Genomic DNA, 21,720 nt, shown 5'->3' on the forward strand with positions numbered 1-21,720 from the left:
TCACACTACCGTCAGCGCATCCCTGACCACGCGAACGATCTCATCCCCGCCATCGCGCAGGAAAAAATGCCCGCCGGGCAAAACATACTTGGCAAAATCACCCGTGGTCGCCGCCGCCCAGTCATCCAGTTCATCCGGCACCGGGTTCGGATCATCCGCCCCGCCAAAGGCGGTAATCGGGCAGGACAGTCTGGGCAATCCGGTCGAAACCGCGGTTTCCGACAATCTGAAATCCGCCCGAAGCCCCGGCTCGAACAGGGCGCGATATTCCGCATTTTCCAGAATTTCGGTGGGCGTCCCGCCATAATTGGCAATCCCCTGCCAGAACTCATCTGATGACAGATGATGCAACGGTGCACGATGCCCCGCCATATTCGACCCGCGCCGTGCCGCAACAAACAGATGAACCGGCACTGCCATCCCCGCCTGTTGCAGATGGCACGCCAGATGATGGGAAATCAGCGCCCCCATCGAATAACCGAAAAACGCAAATGGCCGATCCATAACCGGCTTTAACCCATCGGCCACCGCCGCAACCATCGCCGAAAGATCATCAATCACCGGATCGCCAAACCGCTGCTCACGCCCCGGCAGATTGACCGGCACCACATCAATGTCATCGGGGAATTGTGTCAGCCACGGCCGATAGGCCAACGCCCCGCCCCCGGCAAACGGGAAACAGAACAGCCGCATCCGCGCCCCCGCCGTGATATTCTGACCGACCCAGACATTTTGCGTCATGTTTCTTTCTGCCCCAATTGCCGACATGCTTTACCTGTCGCAATAATATCGCGCAAATTCAAGCCGCTAAACGCGCCAGCGCGCCAGAAAACCCATCCATCGTTTCAATCGCGATCAATGTGGCCCGTGACTGCATCACCGGGTCGGTTTCGCCCGTCGCCTTGAAGGCTGCCTCGTAATCGCACCAACCCTGATAAAAATCCCGGCCATCCGCATCCCCGTCAAACAGCCAGCGTGACAGGGCGTCGATATCACGGCTCGGGTCACGATACTCGATATCAATGCCGATCATGGCATCCGGGTCTTTGGCAATCGCCACCGCCACAAGATCGCGGCTGTGGCTGATACTCGCACAATAGATCACACCATCGATGATCAGGCCCGGCTGCCCCGAGCCTTGCCGCACGGTTTCATATGTCCCATCCCCGGCGATATCCGGCCAGATATAATGTCCAAAATCGCCCAGCATCTGCCACGCTTGGGCCGAACTTTGGCGGCGTTTTTCCGTGCGGTCGCCCTTCAGATCATCGACCCGCTGCCAGCACCATAAAACGCTGCCCCCAAACGCGGTCTTGACATCGATGATTGCGTTTTTTTTCATGTATCTGGCAAGTTTTGGTTGTTTTGTTGTCGACGGGTTCATTAAATCAGGGACGTCTGCCCGGCTCGGGCAATAAAAAACGCGATAATTGATCCGATCAACCGGATCAATCTGATAATATCAATAAAAGGCAGGTTGGATATGCGCAGTTTGAAATTTGCAGTCGTCGGTTTGCTGGCACTTGTTGTTGCCGCGTGCCGCACCGCCCCCGTTCAGAATGTCAGCAGTCAGCCCTTCCCGGCTGATGCGTCAAAACTCAGCATGGCACAGATCGAAGAAAGCATCATCAAGGCCGCAGGCGAACGTGAATGGATCGTTCAACGCAAAGCCGAAGGTGAACTGATCGCCACCTATTCCCCACGCAACCATCTGGCCAAAGTCGAAATCGATTTTGACCAGTCCGAATTTTCCATTTCCTATGTCGACAGCACCAATCTGAACTATGATGGCACGTCGATCCATTATAATTACAATCGCTGGGTCAATAATCTGCGACAGGATATCTTGCGCGAAGTCTCGGCAAAGGCCGTACTCGCGAACTAGGTTTGGATATGAGTTTGCTGCACGCCAGAATTTCGCACTGGGCGTTCTGGGAAGACCGCGATGATCGCGCGGTCCTGAAATCCGGAACAGCCGGGCATACCGAAATCCCGCATACCGCAATCCCGATTGACAATATGACCGGTGCCAATCTGGCGCGCAGCCTCAAACTCGCCTGGCGGCGGCGTCTGGACCTCTATGGCCGGGCCGCCGCCGAGGTGCTCGACCATACCATCCGTGATGGCGATAATCCGCATATCGTTTTTGCCTCCCGCCACGGCAATATTGATCGCACGCTGAAACTCCTCCATCAGGTCGCGACAAACGAAACCCTCTCCCCTGCGGATTTCAGCATGTCGGTGCATAACGCGCTGGTCGGGGTTGCCTCGATCAACTGGTCGATCACCCAAAGCCACACCGCGATTTCGGCTGGCAATGACAGCCTGATCGCCGCCCTCACCGAAACATTATGCCAGCTCACAAGCGAAGATGGCCCGGTCATCCTGTGCTATGTCGATCTGCCACTGCCCGATATCTACCATGACGAGGACCCGGACGACATTTCCGGCACCGCCCTTGCCATCCGCTTTGACCAGCCAACGAAACCGGACGGCAAAATGTTCTGGTTCGATCCGATCCCCGATCATGATCCCGCCCCCATGCCACACCGCCAGGCACGCGCCATCGCCGCCTGTCTGGGGGCATCGTCAAAAACCGGGTTGAACCTGCCGGGGAAATCCGGCGGCTGGGCCATGCAACCGCATGGCTGATAAACACGGCAGGCCGATACGGTCGTCAAAGGGCTTTAACTGGTATTGGCGGCTGCTGGCGACCGGCTTTGCCTTTTCATCCTTTGGTCTTGGCGGGCTTTTGCTGGCCATCACCATTTTCCCCGCCATGATGATCATCCTGCGCGACCGCGCCAAACGGCGCAAATACGCCCAGTTTGTCATCTGTCGCGGTTTTCGCCTTTTCACATGGATGCTTGATGTCACCGGTGTGGCCGTCGCCCAGACCGAAAATATTGAACGCCTGCGATCCGCACGTGGTGCGCTGATCATCGCCAATCATCCGACATTGCTCGATGTCGTGATGATCCTGGCCCAGATGGATCGCTGCCAGTGTGTCGTCAAACACGAACTGTTTCGCAATCCGTTCATGGCCGGTGTGGTAAGTGCGGCTGGTTTCATTCGCAATAATGATGACCCGAAAAACCTGATTTCGCAGGCGCGCGATCATCTGGCAACCGGTGCCTGTATCCTGATTTTCCCCGAAGGCACGCGCACGCCCAGCCGCCGCAAACTGGGCCAATTGCAACGCGGGGTAGCGAATATCGCGATAGAAACACAAGTCGACTTGATTCCTGTGGTTGTGCACTGTAATCACGATACCCTGAAAAAGGGGGTACCGTGGTATCGCATTCCGCCGTCGAAAATCCGTTTTCGCCTCGTGGTCGATGCACCGCTATCATTTGGGGACATTGCTGATCCGACATTAAGCCGTGCTAAACAGGCCCGTTTGCTGACCCGGATCATCAAGGATTATTATCTGGACAGACTCACGCATGACTTCGCTGGAAACAGAACTTAAAGCCTTCATTATCGAGACGCTCAATCTCGAAGACATAAGTGTCGAGGATATCGACAGCGAAGAAGCCCTATTTGTCGATGGGCTCGGCCTTGATTCCATCGATGCCCTTGAACTTGGCGTTGCGATCCAGAAAAAATATGATGTCCGGATCGATGCCAAGAACGAAGATGTCAAAACCCATTTTGCATCCGTGCGCAATCTGGCGAAATTCATTCAGGCTTCGGGCAAGGAGGGGTAATCATGCACAGTCGCCAGGACGTTTATCAGCAGCTTCACGATTACCTTGTCGAACTTTTCGAAGTCCCGTCCGAGGATATCACCCCTGACGCCCGCCTGTTCGAAGACCTTGACCTCGACAGCATTGATGCCGTCGACCTGATCGTCAAATTCCAGGAAATCACCGGCAAGAAAATCCCGGCCATGGAATTCCGGTCTGTCCGCACCGTCGATGACGTCGTCGAGAAGATCCATGTCCTGGTCAGTTCCTAAACGGGTCGCGACCATTCTGCTTGCCGCACTGGGTGTCGCCTATCCGGTTCTGGTCTATTTCGGGCTGTCGGTATTTTCCCCGCAGATCATCCTGATCGGGCTTCTGATCGTGGTGCTTTTGCGCGCCGTGACATTTGTTTTCGCAAAACGCTATGCCGCTGCCGGTCTTGCGGTTCTGGTTGCCGTTATTGTTGCCATCGGCGGGATCGCAAGCGAACTTCTTGCCATCCGGTTCTATCCGGTGGTCGTCAGCCTGACGATGGGATCGGTCTTTACCGTCACGCTTTTTACCGACCAACCGATGGTCGAACGCCTCGCCCGGATCAAAATACCCGATCTTGACGCCTATTCGATTGCCTATACCCGCAAACTGACCAAGGTCTGGATCGGGTTCTTTGCCGCCAATGCAATCATCGCGGGCTGGACGGCACAATATGCCAGTATGGAAATCTGGACGCTGTATAACGGCCTTATTTCCTACATCCTGATGGGCCTATTGTTCGTTGGCGAATGGCCGGTCCGCCGCATCCTGCGCGCCCGCCATGACCGCAAAACCCGAAACGGCACGGAAACCCCATGACCGGCTTTATCGAAAAACTGCATGATCCGCAAAACGCCGATACCGCCCTTTGCATCGAAGGCGACCGGGTGTTTTGCGCAGGCGATCTGCGTTCCGATATCGACCGGCTTTGCCCCGCCCTGTCCGCATCTTCGCGCATCGCCATCCATTGCCAGTCGGCCCGCTTGTTCCTGATTGCCATCACCGCCGCATGGCGTGCGGGTGCCACCGTGATTTTACCCGCGACCGACCGACCGGCCTATCTTGACGGCATTGCCGATCAGTTCGATCTCTATCTCGACGATACTGCAATCCTTGCAAAGCTCGCCAAAGGCAATGACGCGACGCTGTCAACCACACTGCCCGCCGCATCCGATTGCAGGGCGGTGTTCTTTACCTCCGGCTCGACCGGGGATGCCAAACCCATCGCCAAGACCCTCGCCCTGATCGAAGCCGAAATCACCATACAGGAACCACTTTGGCAGCCGCACATCCCCAAAGGCGCACGCATTGTCGGACTGGTATCCCATCAGCATATCTATGGCCTGATTTTCCGCATCGTCTGGCCGGTGATCACGAGCCGTGTCTTTACCGCCGATCCCGCCCCCTATTGGGAAATGATGCAGGGCGATATCAATAATGGCGATGTCCTGATCACAAGCCCCGCACACCTTAAAAACCTGCATCCCGATCTGGCAGATGTGCCGCGCCCGTCGCTGATCTTCTCATCGGGTGGCCCGCTTGACCTTGCCGCTGCACGTGAAACCACCACCATGCTCGGCACCTGCCCGACCGAAATTTACGGCAGCACCGAAACCGGCGGCATCGCCCATCGTCAGCAGACCGGCGACAACTGCCCGTGGCATCCCCTGCCGGGGGTTGCAGTCGCCCTGAACGATGCCGGATGCCTGCGCGTGCGTGCCGCCCATATCGCGGGCGATGACTGGTATCAGACCGAAGACATCGCAAAGATCGATAACACAACCGGCACCTTCACCCTGCATGGCCGGGCCGACCGGGTGGTCAAGGTCGAAGGCAAACGCATTTCGCTGGGTGCTGTTGAACGCCATCTGCGCCAAAGCGATATGATCGAAGACGCCATTGCGCTCATCCCCGATGAAAATGACCGCCGCCTTGGCGTGGTGGCCGTGCTGTCGCCTGCGGGTCGCGATATGCTGGCCGATATCGGGCGGTTTCGCATGGGCCGGCAATTGCGGCGTGAAATCGCCAAATTCGAAGACGACGCTGCTTTGCCGCAACGTTGGCGCTTTGTCGATCGGTTACCATCCGACAGTCAGGGCAAACGCCCGCTTCATTTGCTGCGTGCGCTTTTTGCCGATATGGAACCTGTGACACCTGAAATCGTTATACAAAATCGCGATGATGACCGCGTCAATCTGGCGCTGCGCCTGCCAACGGACCTGCTTTATTTCCGGGGCCATTTCCCCGGCATGCCGATCCTGCCCGGCGTGGTGCAACTGCATTGGGCGGTGGATCAGGCCGCAACGCTTTTTGACGTACCGGTCACCATCGGCGAGGTGACACAACTGAAATATCGCAAACCGATTGCACCGGGGTCAAAACTGATGCTTGAACTTGATTGCGACCGGGAAAACAGAAAAATCAAATTCCGCTATCATTCCGACGCCGAAGGCGATCACAGCTCCGGTATTCTGAAATGGCGCGAGGCCCCCTCATGAAAATCTGTGCCGTCATCCCGACCCATAACCATCATGATGTACTTGGCGATGTGGTGGCGCGTCTGCGCGAATATGACCTTCCGGTGATCATTATTGATGACGGGTCAAACACGCAAACACACGATGTTGTCGCCGCCCTGCACGATCCCGAAAACGACATCACTTGCCTGCATCTGGACGAAAATGGCGGCAAGGGTGTGGCGGTAATGACCGGCCTTGCCATGGCCGAACGCGCCGGTTTCACCCACGCCATTCAGGTCGATGCCGATGGGCAGCATAACCTTGACCGGATCAAGGAAATGATCCGCATCGCACAAGAAGACCCAACGGCGCTTGTCACCGGCCTTCCGGTCTATGATGACAGCATCCCGCAAAAACGCCGTATCGGGCGCTGGATTTCCCATGTCTGGGTCTGGATCGAAACATTGTCGACCCACATCCGCGACAGCATGTGCGGCTTTCGCGTGTACCCGGTTTCCGAAAGCCTTGCCGTCTGGCGCGAAGAAGGCTGCGGCCATAAAATGGATTTCGACACCGAACTGATGGTACGCCTTTACTGGCGCGGTGTCCCCGTCCATCACGTCCCGACCGAAGTCACCTACCCCGAAAACAACACGTCTAACTTCCGCATGTGGAAGGACAATGTCCTGATAAGCTGGATGCACACCCGGCTGTTCTTTGGCATGCTGGCCCGCCTGCCGGGATTTATTGCGCGTGGTGGCCATTTCGGGCAGAAACACCGCACTGGTATTGATCCCGAAAAACATCCCGAAACCATCGGAGCCCCCGCCAAACACTGGTCGGAAATTGACGAACGCGGCATTTACTGGGGCATCCGGTTCCTCGGCGCGGTTTATCGTTATGGCAGACGTCGGCTGTGTCTGGTGGTGATGTTTCCGGTCATCACTTATTTCTTTGCCACCGGCCGGGTCGCGCGCCGCGCCTCACAGGATTTCCTGTCGCGCGTTGCCGCCATCACCGGTCAACCCAAACCGGGCCTGCGTGACAGTTTCCGCCATTTCATGAATTTCGGCGAAAGTGCTCTGGATAAAATCGCCGCATGGTCGGGCGAAATGAAGATTGATGATCTTGATCTGCCCAACCACGCCGACAGCCTGTTTTCCTATATCCCGCGCGATCAGGCCGTCATCCTGTTCGTCTCGCATTTTGGCAATATCGAACTGGTGCGTGCGATTGCCAGCCGCGACCGCGATTTTCGCGTCAATGTGCTGCTGCATCAAAAAAACGCCGCCCGCTTTGGCCGCGTCTTGCAAAAATTCGCCCCGCAAAGCCAGGTCGATCTGATCGAAGTCACCGATATCGGCCCCGATACCGCGATGCTGCTGCGTGAAAAGGTCGAACGCGGCGAATGGGTCGTCATTGCAGCGGACCGCGTTGCCATTGGCGCACGCGATAAATCGGTGCGCGTCCCGTTTCTGGGCGATCCGGCTCCGTTCCCGCAGGGGCCGTTTGTTCTGGCCCATCTGCTGCAATGCCCGGTCTATATGGTTGCGGCATGGCGCAATGGGAAACGCTTTGAAATCGTCTGGGAAAAACTGGCCGATCAAATCACCCTGCCGCGCGCCAACCGCATCGGTAAAATCACCGAATATGCCGGGCAATATGCCAACTGGCTTGAAAAGCTTGTTGTTACAAAACCGCTGCAATGGTTCAATTTCTATGACTTCTGGGCGAAGAAAAAGGACGAGAATGAATAACAGCCGCACCACTGTGCAGTTTGGCGATGAAAACCTGCGCATCGAAGATATCGTTGCCCTTGCCGAACAGCGTGCCCTGCCCGTCCTGTCATCCGACCCGGAATTCACCACCCGCATTAAGGCCGGGGCCGATTTCCTTGATCGGGAATTGCGCGATCACGGCCATATTTACGGGGTCACCACCGGCTATGGCGATTCCGTATCGCGCCGCGTGCCGCCCGAACTGGTCGCCGAACTGCCGCTTCATCTCAGCCGTTTTCACGGTTGCGGCCTTGGCGATATCCTACCCTCCGATCAGGCGCGCGCTGTCCTTGCCGTCCGGCTTGCATCCCTTTGCACCGGCTATTCCGGTGTCAGCCTTGATCTTCTGCGCCAGCTTGCAGGTCTTCTCGAACACGACATCACACCCCTGATCCCCGAAGAAGGATCGGTCGGCGCCAGCGGCGATCTCACCCCGCTTTCCTACGTGGCCGCCGCCCTGATCGGCGAACGCGACGTGCTGTATCGCGGCCAGAAAATGACCGCATTGGATGCCCTTGCCACGTCCGGGTTAACGCCGTTAACGCTCCGCCCCAAGGAAGCCCTGGCGATCATGAATGGCACATCGGTCATGACCGCCATGATGTGTCAGGCATTCGTGCGTGCGGATTACCTCTGCCGATTGACAGCACGCATCACGTCGCTCGCCTCTATCGGGTTGCTCGGCAATCCCGCCCATTTTGACAAACGCCTGTTTGCCGCCAAACCCCATCCGGGGCAGGCCCGCATTGCCGCCTTTATCGAGGATGACCTTGCCGATCTGGGAGCGAATTATACCCCGGCCCGGTTGCAGGATCGTTATTCGCTGCGCTGTGCGCCGCATGTCATCGGCGTTCTCGCCGACATGATGCCGACCTTCCGCGCAACGCTTGAAACCGAGCTCAACAGTGCGAATGACAACCCGCTGATAGATGTCGAAGGCGAAACCATCCTGCATGGTGGTCATTTCTATGGCGGCCATGTTGCCTTTGTCGCCGATGGCATGAAAACCCTGATCGCCAATCTGGCCGATCTGATGGATCGGCAGATGGCGCTTCTGGTCGATACCAAATTCAATCATGGCCTGCCATCCAACCTGTCGGGATCTGATGCGGATCGCGCTTCGATCAATCATGGGCTGAAGGCCGTGCAGATCGGCGTTTCCGCCTGGACGGCAGAGGCATTGAAAAACACCATGCCCGCCAGCGTCTTTTCGCGCTCGACCGAATGCCACAATCAGGACAAGGTCAGCATGGGAACGATTGCCGCGCGTGATTGCCTGCGCATCCTGCAACTGACCGAACAGGTCGCGGCTGCCAACCTGATTGCCGTCAAACAGGCGATCACGCTGCGTCTTAAAAACGGTGACATCAAACCCGAACAACTTGGCAGTGATATCACCGCCTTCCTTGATGCGCTTGGCAACGACATCCCCTTCATCGCCGAAGATCAGCCGCTCGAAGCAACCCTTCGCCTTCTGATCGACCGCATTCAATCGCGCCACTGGGCGCTTTATGGCGGGGATCTGGCATCATGATCAGCGCATCGGTCAGTGAAACCATCCAGTTCTATCACCTTGATCCGATGAATGTCGTCTGGCACGGCAATTACGTGCAGTTCTTTGAAAATGCCCGCTGCGCGCTGCTGGATCAGATCGACTACAATTATCCGCAAATGGATGCGTCGGGCTATGTCTGGCCGGTGGTGGATATGCGGGTCAAATATGTCCGTCCCTGCACCTTCGGGCAAAACATCACGATCACCGCGACGCTCCGCGAATATGAAAACCGGCTTAAAATCGACTATCTCGTCAGCGACAGCAAAACCGGTGAAAAACTGACCAAGGGCTTCACCATTCAGGTCGCGGTCGAAAAATCCAGCGGCGAAATGCTTTATCGCAGCCCCGATTTCTTCATCGAAAAGATGGAGGCCCTTGTTTGATTCCGATCCGCCGCCTGATCGCATCCGTCGCAACCGCCATCCTGCTGACTGCCAGCATGATCGGCACCGCACGGGCGGATGACATTCCGGCCCCGGCGACCATCGGTACCGAACAATATCTTGGCGGCAGTTTCACCATGGACCGCCATCTTGACGGCTTTGAAAAACCGCTCACCTCGAACGGCGATTTCGTCCTGTCCCCGGCACGCGGGCTGGTCTGGCGCACGTTGCAACCCTTCCCCGGCACCACAATCCTTGATGATCACGGCATCACCCGGATCGATGATCAGGGCAACCGCGACGAACTGGCCCGCGGTGATCAGTTCCGCCAGTTTGTTGAACTGATTTCGGCTGTGCTTGCCGGAAACTGGCAACCGCTGGAACAGCGTTTTGACATCACCAGGGACACAACCGAACAGGGCGCATGGCAGGTCATCCTGACGCCAAAGGATGGCAGCACCATCCAAAACCAGATCAGCAAAATCACCGCCACCGGCACCGATTTTGTTGAAAATGTCCGACTGGAAAAACCGACCGGCGACCATGATGCCATCACCCTTTCGGATCAGGCATTGCAAAGCCTGCCGCTGCCGCCCGAATTTGCCGCCCTTCTGACCGGAACAGGTCAGTAATGGCATTGCGCGCAACCCTCTGGGCCCTGTGCCTGATCACAATGGCGGTTTTTGCCACTTGGCAATTGCGCGGCGGCCATACCGGGATCGATGCCGATATCCTGTCCCTGATCGGGCAGGAAAATGCCGCCCCAAACGGCCCGCAAACTGACATCGCCACCGTCCGTCATCTGCTGGCAAATGATGGTCAGCAGGCGATCTTCATGCTCTCGCATTCTGACCGCGACACACTTGAAACCGCCGCCACTGATTTCGCGGGCCGGATCGCGGCCCTTGATGGCACGCAAACCATCACCCTTCCCCGTCACAACGACAATCGCTTCGCCGACCTGATGGCGCTTTATGGCCCGCACGCCAACAGCCTGCTGTCACCCTCTGATCGCGAAAAACTGGCAAATGGCGACGCCGAAACCCTTTATCGCCGCGCCATTCAGAACCTCTATTCCCCGGCCACAACGCTCAGCAGCCAGTCGCTAAAACAGGACCCGTTTGCCCTGCTGCCCGCCTTCCTGTCCGACCTTGGCGCAAAGCTTGGCACCGGCAATGACGTGATCGCGCGCGATGGGCAATTTTACCTGCCGGTGATGGCAAGCCTGTCACCCGATCTGCGAAGCTCCGGCAACGATCAGAAATGGGTCGCAGATGCCAACACCGCCCTGCAATCCGTCACCGATGCCACCCCCGGCCTAAGCGTTGCCAAAACCGGCCAAATCTTCTTTGCCGTAGCAGAAGCCACCCGCGCGCAATCCGATGTGCAACGCATCGCCATCATCGCGACCATCGGCATCCTTGTGATGATCGGGCTGGTGTTCTACTCGCCCATCCCGCTTTTCGGTGCCCTTCTGGTCGTCGGCAGCGGCCTTTTGGCGGGGCTCGCCGCCGTGGTCGCAATCTTCCCGGCGATCCATGCGATTGCGCTGGTGTTCGGCGCGACCATGATCGGCATTTCGGTCGATTATGCCCTGCATTACCTTGTGCTGTGCTCTGCCGCTGGATCACCCACGGACCGGCTGCACAAAATCCGACCGGGGCTAAGCCTTGGCCTTCTGACATCCGTGATCGGCTTTGGCGCGCTATCGCTCAGCCCCACCCAATTGCTGTCCCAGATCGCGGTTTATTCCATCGCCGGTCTGATCGCGGCCTATTGTTCGGTGCTGTTCCTGCTGCCCCTGATCCCGGCCCGCGATGTCCGGCCATCCTCGCCGATCCGCAAACTGCATGACGGCTTGCAAGCTATCCTTGGCAAAACATTTGCCCCGATCCGCGTTCGCCTGATCGCAAGTGCCGCAATCATCATCACCCTTGCCCTTGCGGCGTTCCTGATCCCCGGCAATAACGATATCCGCCAGTTCGGTCACGGCAATGATGCGCTGATATCAGACGCCGGTAAAATCGCCGATATCCTTGGCCTTGGCGGCAGTCCGGTCTTCATCCGCATTGATGGCGATGATCCGCAAAACCGCCTTGAAACCGGCAAAGCGGTGCGGCATGCCCTGACACCGCTGATCGCCGATAACCGGCTTGGCGGCATGATCGGCCTGTCCGATCTGATCCCCTCGATCACCCGGCAAACCGAAAACCGGGGACTTGTCACAACCGGCCTTTATGATCGCTTTGGCGCGGCCCTGTCCAATCAGTTACCGGTCAATATCACCGCGCCGGACATGGATGCCGGTTACCTTGTCCCCGATGAAGACGCGGCAAAGACATTACCCGAAATCACCCTCCTGCATTCCGGCGGTTCGGACATCATCCGGCTTCGCAACGCCACCGATATCGATGCAATTCGTTTGGCCCTTGCCGATATCCAGAACGTCACCCTGATCAACCCGCCGACCGCGATCAGTGATCAGTTTGCCGCCTATCGCCTGTGGGCATGGATTGCCTTGGGCAGTGCGCTTGGTGTCGCCGCGATCCTCGCGGTGCTGCGTTACGGGTTTCGCACCGGCATCTTCGTTTTTGCCGCCCCCGCCGGGGCCATCCTGTTTGCGGTGCTGGGCGGTTATGTCTTTGGCATCGACCAAAGTTTCTTTACCACCATGGCGCTGTTTCTGGTCTTTGCCATCGGGGCGGATTACGTGCTGTTTTTGGCCGAAAGCCGCAACAGCCCCCATGATGACGACACGCGCCTTGCGGTGTTGCTGTCGCTGATCAGTAGCGTCTTGGCCTTTGGCCTTCTCGCCACATCATCCGTGCCGCTGGTGCGCGATATCGGATCGGTGATTGCCATCGGCCTGATCGGGGCGTGGTTCCTGGCCTTCTGGATGACCGCACCGACAGAAACCAATCATAACACCCAAACCCAAAACCAGCGGGGACAGGAATAGTGAGACCCGATTGCGATATCGCCATCATCGGTGCCGGGCCTGCCGGATCGGTCATTGCCAAATTCCTGCATGATGCCGGCATGGCCGTTACCGTGCTCGAAGCCGAAACCTTCCCGCGCTTCGTGATCGGCGAAAGCCTGCTGCCCAACTGCATGAATGTGCTGGAACGCGCGGGTCTTCTGGATGCCGTGACCGATGCCGGGTTCCAGTTTAAAAACGGTGCCGTCTTCGAATGCGGCCCCCAATATATGTCGATTGATTTCCGCCAGAATTTCGAACCATCCGCTTGCTGGGGCACCACGTTTCAGGTTAAGCGCGCACGCTTTGATCAGATTCTCGCAGCCGAAACCGCCCGCGCCGGGGTCGATATCCGCTTTGGCCACCGCGTCACATCCGCACAACTTGCCGATGGCGATTGCCGCCTTGGCTTCACCGATGAAAATGGCAATCCGGGTGAACTGCGCGCCGGGTTCGTGGTCGACGCCAGCGGCTATGGCCGGGTTCTGCCCCGGATGCTCGGCCTTGCCCGGCCCGGCAAGTCGATTGAACGCCGTGCCCTCTTCACCCATATGCGCGATCACATCACCGATCCCGGCTATGACCGCGAAAAAATCCTGATCACGATGCATCCGACCCGTCATGAAATCTGGTACTGGCTGATCCCGTTTTCCGATGGCACCTCGTCCGTCGGCGCGATCTATCCCGATAATGACCCGGCCTTTGTCGGCATGTCGGATCAGGAAATTTTCAATCAACTGATCAACGATACACGCCTTGGTTCGCTGCTTGCCAAGGCAGAACCGATCCGTGACCTCAATTCCATCGCCGGATATAGCGCGCAGTCGGAAAACCTTTTTGGCGATGGTTATGTCCTGCTCGGCAATTCGGCGGGCTTCCTTGATCCGGTCTTTTCATCGGGGGTCACCATTGCCCTGCATTCCGCCGAACTGGCCGCCAAGGCCTTGATCGCGCGTCATAATCGCAAGTCTGTTGACTGGAACCTGGATTTCGCCGACCCGCTATCAAAGGGGGTCGATACGTTCCGGGCTTACGTCGATGCATGGTATGATGGACGGTTACAGACGATTATTTTCAATCAGCCCGATGACGATTCACAACTGAAACGTATGGTCGTTTCGATCCTTGCAGGTTATGCATGGAACATGGAAAACCCGCTGGTCGCCAAAACCGAACGCTATCTTGAGATGTTGCACGATCTATGCGCTCCGTCGTCGTAAAAACCCTTGTCGCTGGCATGCTTGCCACGGGCCTGAGCGCCTGTGAGACAATGAACATGCCCGATCTGACAATGCCCGACTTTTCCATGCCCGATGTCTTCACATCAACACCGGCGCAAACCGTGATGCTTGACGAGGGCTATGAATTCACCCTGCCCGAACAGCCATGGACCGATGATGACACCATCGACGTCACCCAGCAGGTCACCGCAAACTGGAAAAACACCAGCAGCAACGAAACCGAAACCGGCACCTTTCAGGCCCGCATATCGCTTGAACGCGATCACGCCCGCATCGTCATGATCGATGATCTGGGCCGTCGCGCGATTGATATCGACTGGTCGACCGATGCCCTGTCGGTCCAAACCGCCGACTGGCTGCCCGCAACACTTGATGCCAAACGCATGCTTGCCGATATCGTCATGGTCTATTGGCCGCTCGATGTCGTGCGCGATGCCCTGCCCCGCGATCTGTCGATCCGCGAAACCATGGGTGAGCGCACGCTTCGCATCGATAGCAACGGACGCTTCTATGCCCGGATCGAACGCCCGGTACGCGATGTCTGGCAGGGTTTTGCCAAAATCCGCAACGAACGTTTCGGCTATGTCATCACGATCCAGTCAAAACACACTGGATCGTCGTCATGACGCCGGGCACGCTCTATCTTTCCGCCCTTGGCATCGTATCGGCCCTTGGCACCGGGATCGATGAAACCCGCGCAACCCTGTTTGGCGACCGCCCGGCGGATATGATCGCGCGCGATGGCTTCCTGCCCGACCGCGCCACGATCCTTGGCACTGTCGTCACCGATCCGGCCCCTCTGCCCGAAAACCTTGCCCGTCACGATACCCGCAACAACCGCCTGCTTTGGGCCGCAACGCAGCAGATCGAAACCGACATCACCGATCTGATTGCCGATATTGGCCGCGACCGCATTGGCGTCATCATCGGCACCAGCACATCGGGCATCGAAGAAGGCACAACCGATTACGAAGCCACCCTTGATGGCGGGGCCTTCCCTGAAACGTTCCTGTATAGCCATCAGGAAATCGGATCACCCGCTGATTTCCTGCGCGACGCCTTTGATCTTGGCGGGCCGTCTTACGCGATTTCAACCGCCTGCTCATCCAGTGCCAAGGGTTTTGCCGCCGGGGCGCGCCTGATCAATACCGGGCTGTGTGATGCGGTTCTGGTCGGCGGCGTCGATAGCCTCTGCCGTCTGACCGTGCGCGGCTTTGATGCCCTGCAATCGGTATCAAACGGCATTTGTAATCCCATGAGCATCAATCGCGACGGTATCAATATCGGCGAAGGGGCCGCGATCTTCATCCTCCGCCGTAATGCGGGCGACATCGAATTGCTCGGTGTCGGTGAAAGCTCCGACGCCCATCACCCCAACGCCCCGCATCCCGATGGCCGGGGGGCGGCAATAGCCATGCAAAACGCGCTGGCCAATGCCAAACTCAAACCATCCGACATCGACTATATCAATCTGCATGGCACCGCGACCCCGCTTAATGACGGGATGGAGGCACGTGCGGTTTGCGATGTCTTGGGGGCCAATGCCCAGGCAAGCTCCACCAAACCCATAACCGGCCATACGCTGGGCGCTGCGGGTGCCATCGAAGCCGCGATGCTCTGGCTCTCGCTTTGCGATGCCGCCGATGGCGCGCCCCTGCCGCGCCATATCTGGGATGGTGCATCTGATCCCGAAATTCCCGACATCAATCTGGTGACCGAACCGGGCACGAGATTGGCGCCAGCGGATCGCCTCGCGATGATGAGCAACTCTTTTGCCTTTGGCGGCAGCAACGTCTCGGTCATTCTGGGCCGTGGCTGGAACCGGGGGAACCGCGCATGAATGCGTCTGTAAAACCGGCCTTCCCACCGGTCGAAACACTGGTGCCGCACGCGGCCCCCATGCTTCTGATCGACCGCATTCTCGCTGCCGACGCCGAAAGCCTGACGGCCGAAGTCCGCATCACCAAAAACAGCCTGTTCTTCACCCCCATGCACGGCGTCCCCGTCTATGTCGGGATTGAATATATCGCCCAGTCGGTGGCGGCCTATAGCGGCTGGCGCGCCCAGTCTGCTGCCCCCGGCACAGCACCCAAAATCGGTTATCTGCTCGGCACGCGCAAAATGACCATGGCATGCGATGGCTTTGCCGATGGCGATGTACTTGTCATCCATGTGCAGAACATTTTCGAAGACGGCGAAATGGGTGTGTTTGACGGTGAAGTTCGCAAAGGCGATGAAATCCTTGTGAGTGCGCGCATCAATGTCTATCAGCCCGACGACGCAGCAACCCCATCCGAAACCCCAACCAGCAACCAAGAAACGACAAAGCCATGACAGAAACCATTCTGGTAACAGGTGCAAGCAAGGGGATCGGTGCCGCAACCGCGCGCCGTCTTGCAAGGGACGGTTTTGATATCGTCGTCCATTATCATTCCGATCAGGACGGGGCCGAAACCGTCCGCGATGACATCATTGCCCTTGGCCGTACCGCACGTCTGATCCGGTTCGATATCGCCGACCGCGACGCGACGCGCGCGGCACTTGAGGCCGACATTGCCGATCATGGCGCGCCTTACGGTGTGATCCTCAATGCCGGGCTGACCCGCGATGGACCTTTCCCGGCCCTTGAAGACGACGATTGGGACCGGGTTCTGCACACCAATCTCGATGGCTTTTATAATGTGATCAAACCGCTGATCATGCCGATCATTCAACGGCGCAAGGGCGGGCGTATCGTGGCGCTCACCTCCATCGCCGGGATTGCTGGCAATCGCGGGCAGGTCAATTACGCGGCGTCAAAGGCCGGGATCATCGGGGCGGTCAAATCGCTTGCCCTTGAACTCGCCAAACGCAAAATCACCGTCAATGCCGTCGCGCCCGGCGTGATCGAAACCCAGATGACCGGCGACCTGCCCGCGGACGAGGTCAAGGCGATGATCCCGATGCGTCGCTACGGCACAACGGATGAAGTCGCCGCCACCATCGCGTTTCTGTGCAGCCCCGATGCGTCCTACATCACGCGTCAGGTCATCAGTGTGAATGGGGGCATGTTATGAGCAAAGGCACATCCTCCACCCGCCGCGTGGTCATCACCGGCATGGCGGGCATCACCGCCCTTGGTGATAATTGGGAAACCATTTCATCGCGCATGGCAGCGGGCGAAACCGGCATCCGGCGCATGGATGACTGGGACGGCAAATATGATCTGCGCACCCGCCTTGCCGCCCCCGTGCAGGATTTCACGCTCAAGGGCAAATTCAGCCGCAAACAGCTCCGCAGTATGGGCCGTGTCGCCCAGATGTCGGTCGATGCCACCGACAAGGCACTCGAAATGGCGGGGCTTCGTGATGATACCGCCATCTTGCAAGGCGGGCGTCTTGGCATTGCCTATGGCTCGTCATTTGGCAGCACCCCGCCCGTTCTCGGCTTCACCCGCCTGATGGAACATGGCGACAGCAACGCCATCACCGCCACCAGCTATATCCAAATGATGAGCCACACGGCAGCCGTCAATATCGGCGTGCTCTATGGCATTTCCGGGCGCATCATCCCGACCTCGACCGCCTGCACATCGGGCAGCATGGGGATCGGTTATGCCTACGAGGCGATCAAATTCGGCATGCAGGATCTGATGATCGCAGGCGGGGCCGAAGAACTCTGCCCCACCATGGTCGCCGTGTTCGATACCCTCTTTGCCACCAGTACCAGTAACGATACCCCGGAACTCTCCCCGCGCCCCTATGATGCAAGGCGCGATGGTCTGGTAATCGGCGAAGGGGCCGGAACGCTTATTCTGGAAGAATACGAACACGCCAAGGCCCGCGGGGCGACCATTTACGGTGAAATCGTCGGCTTCGCCAGCAATTCCGACGGCGCACACATCACCCAACCCGCCGCCGATAAAATGGAAGTCGCCCTTCGTAAATCGCTTGAAACGGCTGGCCTATCCCCCTCCGATATCGATATCGTCAATGGCCACGGCACCGCGACGGATCATGGCGACCTCGCCGAAAGCAGGGCGACCCGTGCGGTGTTTGACCGCGCCATTCCGATGCACACGCTCAAGGGCCATTTCGGCCATAGCCTCGGCGCATGTGGTGCCATCGAGGCATGGCTTGGCCTTGAAATGATGCGCGAAGGCAAATTTGTCGCCACCGCCAATCTTGAACAGGTCGACCCGGAATGCGCCGAACTTGATTACATCTTTGGCGACGCCAGACGCCTCTCGGCGGAACATATGATGAGCAACAATTTCGCCTTTGGCGGCATCAACACATCCCTGATCTTACGGCAAATCTAGGGTCGCCCATCCCAACAAAAACCCCGGCATCTGCCGGGGTTTTGCGTTTCAGGCCGCATTTATATCCGCCGGGATCGATGCCGTCGCCTCGATCTCGATCAGGGCTTCGTCTTCGACAAGGGCGCTTACCACCACCATCGTCATCGCCGGGAAATTCTTGCCAAGCACGCGGCGATAGGCCTCGCCGACCTCGCGCTGTTTCGCAAGATATTCCTTCTTGTCGACCACGTACCATGTCAGCCGCGTCAAATGTTCCGGCCCGCCACCGGCGGCCTCCAGCACATCGACAATATTGCGCAGCGCCTGTTCCATCTGACCGACGAAATCCTTGGCGACAAAGACCTGATCGGCCGTCCAGCCGATCTGCCCGCCGATATAAAGCGGTACCCCGTCGGCCAGCACGCCATTTGCGTAACCCTTGGGCGGTTTCCATCCGTCTGGCTGAATGATTTTATGCATCTTTTTCTACCATTTCATTGATTTCGTTGTCGATTTTGGCACGCAAATCATCGGGCCACGGCACCGATTTCCCGGCACCTCTTCTGGTAAACACCAGCGTCGCTGTCATCGAAAGGCGTTGCTCATCACCACAGACAGCCGTGATTTCAAGATCAAGGCTTGATCGCCCCAACCGTTTCGGCACCAGCCGAAATTCAAGCATCTCGCCAAGGCGGCTTGGCGCGGTAAAACTGATCTGAAGCCCTGCGGTCGGCACCGCCACCTCGTCAACCCCATGCATCTGCGCAAAGCTGAACCCGATCCGGGCCTCGAACCATTCTTCGACCGTCGCATTGATCATTTCGAAATAGCGCGGATAAAAAACGATCCCCGCCGGGTCGCAATGCTGAAACAGCACTTTCTGGGCATAGGTAAACATTGTCATCTCACACCCCCAGATACCGGTCGGCAAGCTCGTCACTCAGATCACCGACCGCCCCGGTCCATGCGGTAACGCCCTTTTCGACCACCACATAACGGTCCGCAACGCCGGATAATTCTTTAAGCGACTTATCGACGACAAGGATCGAAAGACCCGATTGCTTCAACCGGTTGATCGCAGCCCAAATCTCTTGGCGCACCACCGGTGCCAGGCCTTCTGTTGCTTCGTCAAGGATCAAAAGCCGTGGGTTGGTCATCAATGCCCGCCCGATGGCCAGCATCTGCTGCTCCCCACCCGAAAGCGTCATCGCTTTCTGATCGCGCCGCTCGGCAAGCCGTGGGAAAAGGTCCGCCACCCGGTCAAAATCCCATTCACCGGCCCGCGCTGCCGCCATCAGGTTTTCCATCACGCTTAACCGGGCAAAGCACCGCCGCCCTTCGGGGACAAGCCCGATGCCAAGCCGTGCGGCCTTGTGCGATGGCAGTTTCGCAAGGTCGGTATCAGCAAAGCGGACCTCCCCATCCCGGTGGCTCATCATCCGGCAGATGGTCTTGATCGTCGTGGTCTTGCCCATGCCGTTGCGCCCCATAAGCGCAACCGCCTCACCCTCATTCACGATCAGATCGACGCCAAACAGCGCCTGCGACGCACCATAAAATGCGGTGATGCCTGATACTTCCAGAAGTGCGCTCATGATCAGGCTTCCTCCCCCAGATACGCCCGCTTGACGTCCTCGTTGCCACGAATATCGTCAACCGTGCCGGTCGCAATCACCCGGCCATAGACCAGAACCGAAATCCGGTCGGCCAGCGCAAAAACCGCGTCCATATCGTGCTCCACCAGCAGGATCGGTGCCTCTGCCCGCAATCCGTCAAGGAACCCGGTCAAACGTTTGGACCCTTCCGGCCCCATGCCCGCCATCGGCTCGTCGAGCAGGAAGGCACGCGGCTTAAGTGCTAACGCAACCGCCATTTCAAGCTGCCTGCGTTCGCCGTGCGATATGTCGGCGGCCCGCATCTGGGCCCGGTCGGCAAGGCCAACCCGCTCCAATTGCGCCATCGCAGGTTCGATCAACGACGCATCGCTCAGAACCGGCTTGAAAAACCGGAAGATTTTCCCGCTGACCGATTGCTGCGCCAGAACGACGTTCTGAAGCACAGAGAATTCCGGCATCAGGGACGACACCTGAAATGTCCGCGCCAACCCCATTCGGGACCGTTCCACCGCATCCAGATCGCCGATATCACGCCCGGCAAAGCGGATGTCGCCGCTGTCAGATTTGATCTCGCCCGCGATCTGCTTGATCAGGGTGGATTTCCCCGCCCCGTTCGGCCCGATCAGGGCATGGATTTCACCGGGCAAAAGGTCCAGCGACACATTGTCACTTGCGCGCAACGCCCCGAACTGCTTGGTGACATTGGCTAAGGAAAGAATGGCTTCAGGCATGTTTGCGCTCCCCCGCCAGAAGGCCGATCAGGCCACCGCGTGCAAACAGCACCACCACCAGCAACAGAATACCCAGTGGCAATTGCCAGTATTCAAACATGCCGCCCAGAAGATGTTCCAGAATGATGTAAAGTGCCGCCCCCGCGACCGGACCAAACAGCCGCCCGACCCCGCCAAGAATGACAAACACCATGATTTCACCCGACATATGCCATGACAGCATCGACGGGCTGACAAACCGGTTCAGATCGGCATAAAGCGCACCGGCCCATGCGGTAATCATCGCTGAAATCACAAACGCCACCAGACGCACCCGAAACGGCGCAATGCCAATCGCCATCATCCGCTGGCTGTTTTGCCGCGCCCCATGCAGGGCCAAACCAAACCGCGACCGGATCAGCACGGCTGAAAACGCAATCGCAACGCCCAGCATCGCGGCACACAGCGCAAAGAAGCTGATCGGGTCAAGCGTGTTCAGACCCGGGAAGCTGTTGCGCACATAAATCGAAAGCCCGTCTTCCCCGCCATAGGCCGGCCAGGAAATCGCGAAATAATAGATCATCTGCGCAAAGGCCAGCGTGATCATGATGAAATAGACACCACTGGTCCGAAGCGTGATCGCCCCGATCAGAAGCGCCACCAAAGCCGATGCGATCAATGCCACGATCCAGATGACAATCATCTGTGTCGTACCGTTGATTTCAAAGGGTGCCGTCATGATCGGCTCGTAATTCAGTGCGTGGCTGGCAAGGATCCCGGCGGCATAGCCCCCGATCCCGAAAAATGCCGCATGACCAAATGACACAAGCCCGCCAAAGCCAAGCGCGATGTTAAGCCCGACCCCTGCCATGCCAAGGATCGCAACCTTGGTTGCAAGGGTAATGATAAACGGCTCGCCCATGATCTGTGCGATCACCGGCACCGCAATCAGCAACGCGGCGAGAACGATATTAAGGATGGTTTCGCGGTTCATGCTCAT

At 57.9% G+C, this 21,720-nt stretch carries 25 protein-coding genes; 18 read left to right on the forward strand and 7 right to left on the reverse strand.

Annotated features, from left to right (window positions below; all coding sequences use genetic code 11):
* Together TH3_RS14090 and TH3_RS14095 are read right to left on the reverse strand one after the other, a co-directional pair.
* On the reverse strand, positions 1 to 741 hold the full coding sequence (locus tag TH3_RS14090) for a thioesterase II family protein (protein WP_040061018.1): 741 nt from the start codon (positions 739 to 741) through the stop codon (positions 1 to 3).
* A 58-nt stretch (positions 742 to 799) separates the two neighbouring features.
* Positions 800 to 1,342, reverse strand: coding sequence for a 4'-phosphopantetheinyl transferase family protein (locus TH3_RS14095; RefSeq protein ID WP_139328209.1), 543 nt, complete (start codon positions 1,340 to 1,342; stop codon positions 800 to 802).
* Between the two features lie 141 nt (positions 1,343 to 1,483).
* Here TH3_RS14095 and TH3_RS14100 point away from each other — a divergent pair, with 141 nt between their 5' ends.
* Genes TH3_RS14100 through TH3_RS14185 form a run of 18 tightly spaced genes read left to right on the forward strand, consistent with a single transcriptional unit; the run spans position 1,484 to position 18,415 of the window.
* Positions 1,484 to 1,885 carry a hypothetical protein gene (locus tag TH3_RS14100; protein ID WP_007090633.1) on the forward strand — a complete coding sequence of 134 codons (402 nt, stop codon included), beginning with the start codon at positions 1,484 to 1,486 and terminating at the stop codon, positions 1,883 to 1,885.
* An 8-nt stretch (positions 1,886 to 1,893) separates the two neighbouring features.
* Entirely contained in the window at positions 1,894 to 2,652 is a 759-nt protein-coding gene (locus tag TH3_RS22460; RefSeq protein ID WP_007090634.1) for a beta-ketoacyl synthase chain length factor, read from the forward strand.
* Positions 2,645 to 3,472: a lysophospholipid acyltransferase family protein gene (locus TH3_RS14110; RefSeq protein WP_007090635.1), complete on the forward strand. Its 828-nt coding sequence runs from the start codon at positions 2,645 to 2,647 to the stop codon at positions 3,470 to 3,472. The genes TH3_RS22460 and TH3_RS14110 overlap by 8 nt, the downstream gene beginning before the upstream one ends.
* Positions 3,447 to 3,710: a phosphopantetheine-binding protein gene (locus TH3_RS14115; RefSeq protein ID WP_007090636.1), complete on the forward strand. Its 264-nt coding sequence runs from the start codon at positions 3,447 to 3,449 to the stop codon at positions 3,708 to 3,710. Before TH3_RS14110 ends, TH3_RS14115 begins: the two co-directional genes overlap by 26 nt.
* 2 nt (positions 3,711 to 3,712) lie before the next feature.
* On the forward strand, positions 3,713 to 3,961 hold the full coding sequence (locus TH3_RS14120) for an acyl carrier protein (RefSeq protein WP_007090637.1): 249 nt from the start codon (positions 3,713 to 3,715) through the stop codon (positions 3,959 to 3,961).
* Positions 3,942 to 4,541 carry a COG4648 family protein gene (locus TH3_RS14125; RefSeq protein ID WP_007090638.1) on the forward strand — a complete coding sequence of 200 codons (600 nt, stop codon included), beginning with the start codon at positions 3,942 to 3,944 and terminating at the stop codon, positions 4,539 to 4,541. Before TH3_RS14120 ends, TH3_RS14125 begins: the two co-directional genes overlap by 20 nt.
* Positions 4,538 to 6,220: an ApeI family dehydratase gene (locus TH3_RS14130; protein WP_007090639.1), complete on the forward strand. Its 1,683-nt coding sequence runs from the start codon at positions 4,538 to 4,540 to the stop codon at positions 6,218 to 6,220. The genes TH3_RS14125 and TH3_RS14130 overlap by 4 nt, the downstream gene beginning before the upstream one ends.
* Positions 6,217 to 7,938: a glycosyltransferase family 2 protein gene (locus TH3_RS14135; protein WP_007090640.1), complete on the forward strand. Its 1,722-nt coding sequence runs from the start codon at positions 6,217 to 6,219 to the stop codon at positions 7,936 to 7,938. Before TH3_RS14130 ends, TH3_RS14135 begins: the two co-directional genes overlap by 4 nt.
* Entirely contained in the window at positions 7,931 to 9,493 is a 1,563-nt protein-coding gene (locus TH3_RS14140; protein ID WP_007090641.1) for an HAL/PAL/TAL family ammonia-lyase, read from the forward strand. Before TH3_RS14135 ends, TH3_RS14140 begins: the two co-directional genes overlap by 8 nt.
* A complete protein-coding gene (locus TH3_RS14145) occupies positions 9,490 to 9,897 on the forward strand; it encodes an acyl-CoA thioesterase (protein WP_007090642.1) in 408 nt (135 codons plus the stop codon). The genes TH3_RS14140 and TH3_RS14145 overlap by 4 nt, the downstream gene beginning before the upstream one ends.
* Positions 9,894 to 10,529: a LolA family protein gene (locus TH3_RS14150; RefSeq protein ID WP_007090643.1), complete on the forward strand. Its 636-nt coding sequence runs from the start codon at positions 9,894 to 9,896 to the stop codon at positions 10,527 to 10,529. Before TH3_RS14145 ends, TH3_RS14150 begins: the two co-directional genes overlap by 4 nt.
* On the forward strand, positions 10,529 to 12,856 hold the full coding sequence (locus tag TH3_RS14155; RefSeq protein ID WP_007090644.1) for an MMPL family transporter: 2,328 nt from the start codon (positions 10,529 to 10,531) through the stop codon (positions 12,854 to 12,856). The genes TH3_RS14150 and TH3_RS14155 overlap by 1 nt, the downstream gene beginning before the upstream one ends.
* Entirely contained in the window at positions 12,856 to 14,094 is a 1,239-nt protein-coding gene (locus TH3_RS14160; RefSeq protein ID WP_007090645.1) for an NAD(P)/FAD-dependent oxidoreductase, read from the forward strand. Before TH3_RS14155 ends, TH3_RS14160 begins: the two co-directional genes overlap by 1 nt.
* 56 nt (positions 14,095 to 14,150) lie before the next feature.
* Complete coding sequence (locus tag TH3_RS14165) at positions 14,151 to 14,741, forward strand: DUF3261 domain-containing protein (protein ID WP_167710577.1); 591 nt, start codon at positions 14,151 to 14,153, stop codon at positions 14,739 to 14,741.
* Positions 14,738 to 15,955 carry a beta-ketoacyl-[acyl-carrier-protein] synthase family protein gene (locus tag TH3_RS14170; protein ID WP_007090647.1) on the forward strand — a complete coding sequence of 406 codons (1,218 nt, stop codon included), beginning with the start codon at positions 14,738 to 14,740 and terminating at the stop codon, positions 15,953 to 15,955. Before TH3_RS14165 ends, TH3_RS14170 begins: the two co-directional genes overlap by 4 nt.
* A complete protein-coding gene (locus TH3_RS14175) occupies positions 15,952 to 16,449 on the forward strand; it encodes a hotdog family protein (RefSeq protein WP_007090648.1) in 498 nt (165 codons plus the stop codon). Before TH3_RS14170 ends, TH3_RS14175 begins: the two co-directional genes overlap by 4 nt.
* Positions 16,446 to 17,171, forward strand: coding sequence for a 3-oxoacyl-ACP reductase FabG (gene fabG, locus TH3_RS14180; protein ID WP_007090649.1), 726 nt, complete (start codon positions 16,446 to 16,448; stop codon positions 17,169 to 17,171). Before TH3_RS14175 ends, fabG begins: the two co-directional genes overlap by 4 nt.
* Entirely contained in the window at positions 17,168 to 18,415 is a 1,248-nt protein-coding gene (locus TH3_RS14185; RefSeq protein ID WP_007090650.1) for a beta-ketoacyl-ACP synthase, read from the forward strand. Before fabG ends, TH3_RS14185 begins: the two co-directional genes overlap by 4 nt.
* 48 nt (positions 18,416 to 18,463) lie before the next feature.
* Here TH3_RS14185 and TH3_RS14190 read toward each other — a convergent pair whose 3' ends face one another.
* From TH3_RS14190 to TH3_RS14210, 5 genes are read right to left on the reverse strand one after another with little or no spacing between them, the layout of a single operon-like run.
* Complete coding sequence (locus tag TH3_RS14190; RefSeq protein WP_007090651.1) at positions 18,464 to 18,874, reverse strand: RidA family protein; 411 nt, start codon at positions 18,872 to 18,874, stop codon at positions 18,464 to 18,466.
* Positions 18,867 to 19,298 carry an acyl-CoA thioesterase gene (locus TH3_RS14195; RefSeq protein WP_007090652.1) on the reverse strand — a complete coding sequence of 144 codons (432 nt, stop codon included), beginning with the start codon at positions 19,296 to 19,298 and terminating at the stop codon, positions 18,867 to 18,869. The genes TH3_RS14190 and TH3_RS14195 overlap by 8 nt, the downstream gene beginning before the upstream one ends.
* A gap of 1 nt (position 19,299) precedes the next feature.
* Positions 19,300 to 19,989, reverse strand: a complete 690-nt coding sequence (locus TH3_RS14200) for an ABC transporter ATP-binding protein (RefSeq protein ID WP_007090653.1) — start codon at positions 19,987 to 19,989, stop codon at positions 19,300 to 19,302.
* 2 nt (positions 19,990 to 19,991) lie between these two features.
* A complete protein-coding gene (locus TH3_RS14205; protein WP_007090654.1) occupies positions 19,992 to 20,741 on the reverse strand; it encodes an ABC transporter ATP-binding protein in 750 nt (249 codons plus the stop codon).
* Positions 20,734 to 21,720: a branched-chain amino acid ABC transporter permease gene (locus TH3_RS14210; protein WP_007090655.1), complete on the reverse strand. Its 987-nt coding sequence runs from the start codon at positions 21,718 to 21,720 to the stop codon at positions 20,734 to 20,736. Before TH3_RS14210 ends, TH3_RS14205 begins: the two co-directional genes overlap by 8 nt.

It is taken from the genome of Thalassospira xiamenensis M-5 = DSM 17429, from assembly GCF_000300235.2.
In the GTDB taxonomy this organism is placed as follows: Bacteria; Pseudomonadota; Alphaproteobacteria; order Rhodospirillales; family Thalassospiraceae; genus Thalassospira; species Thalassospira xiamenensis.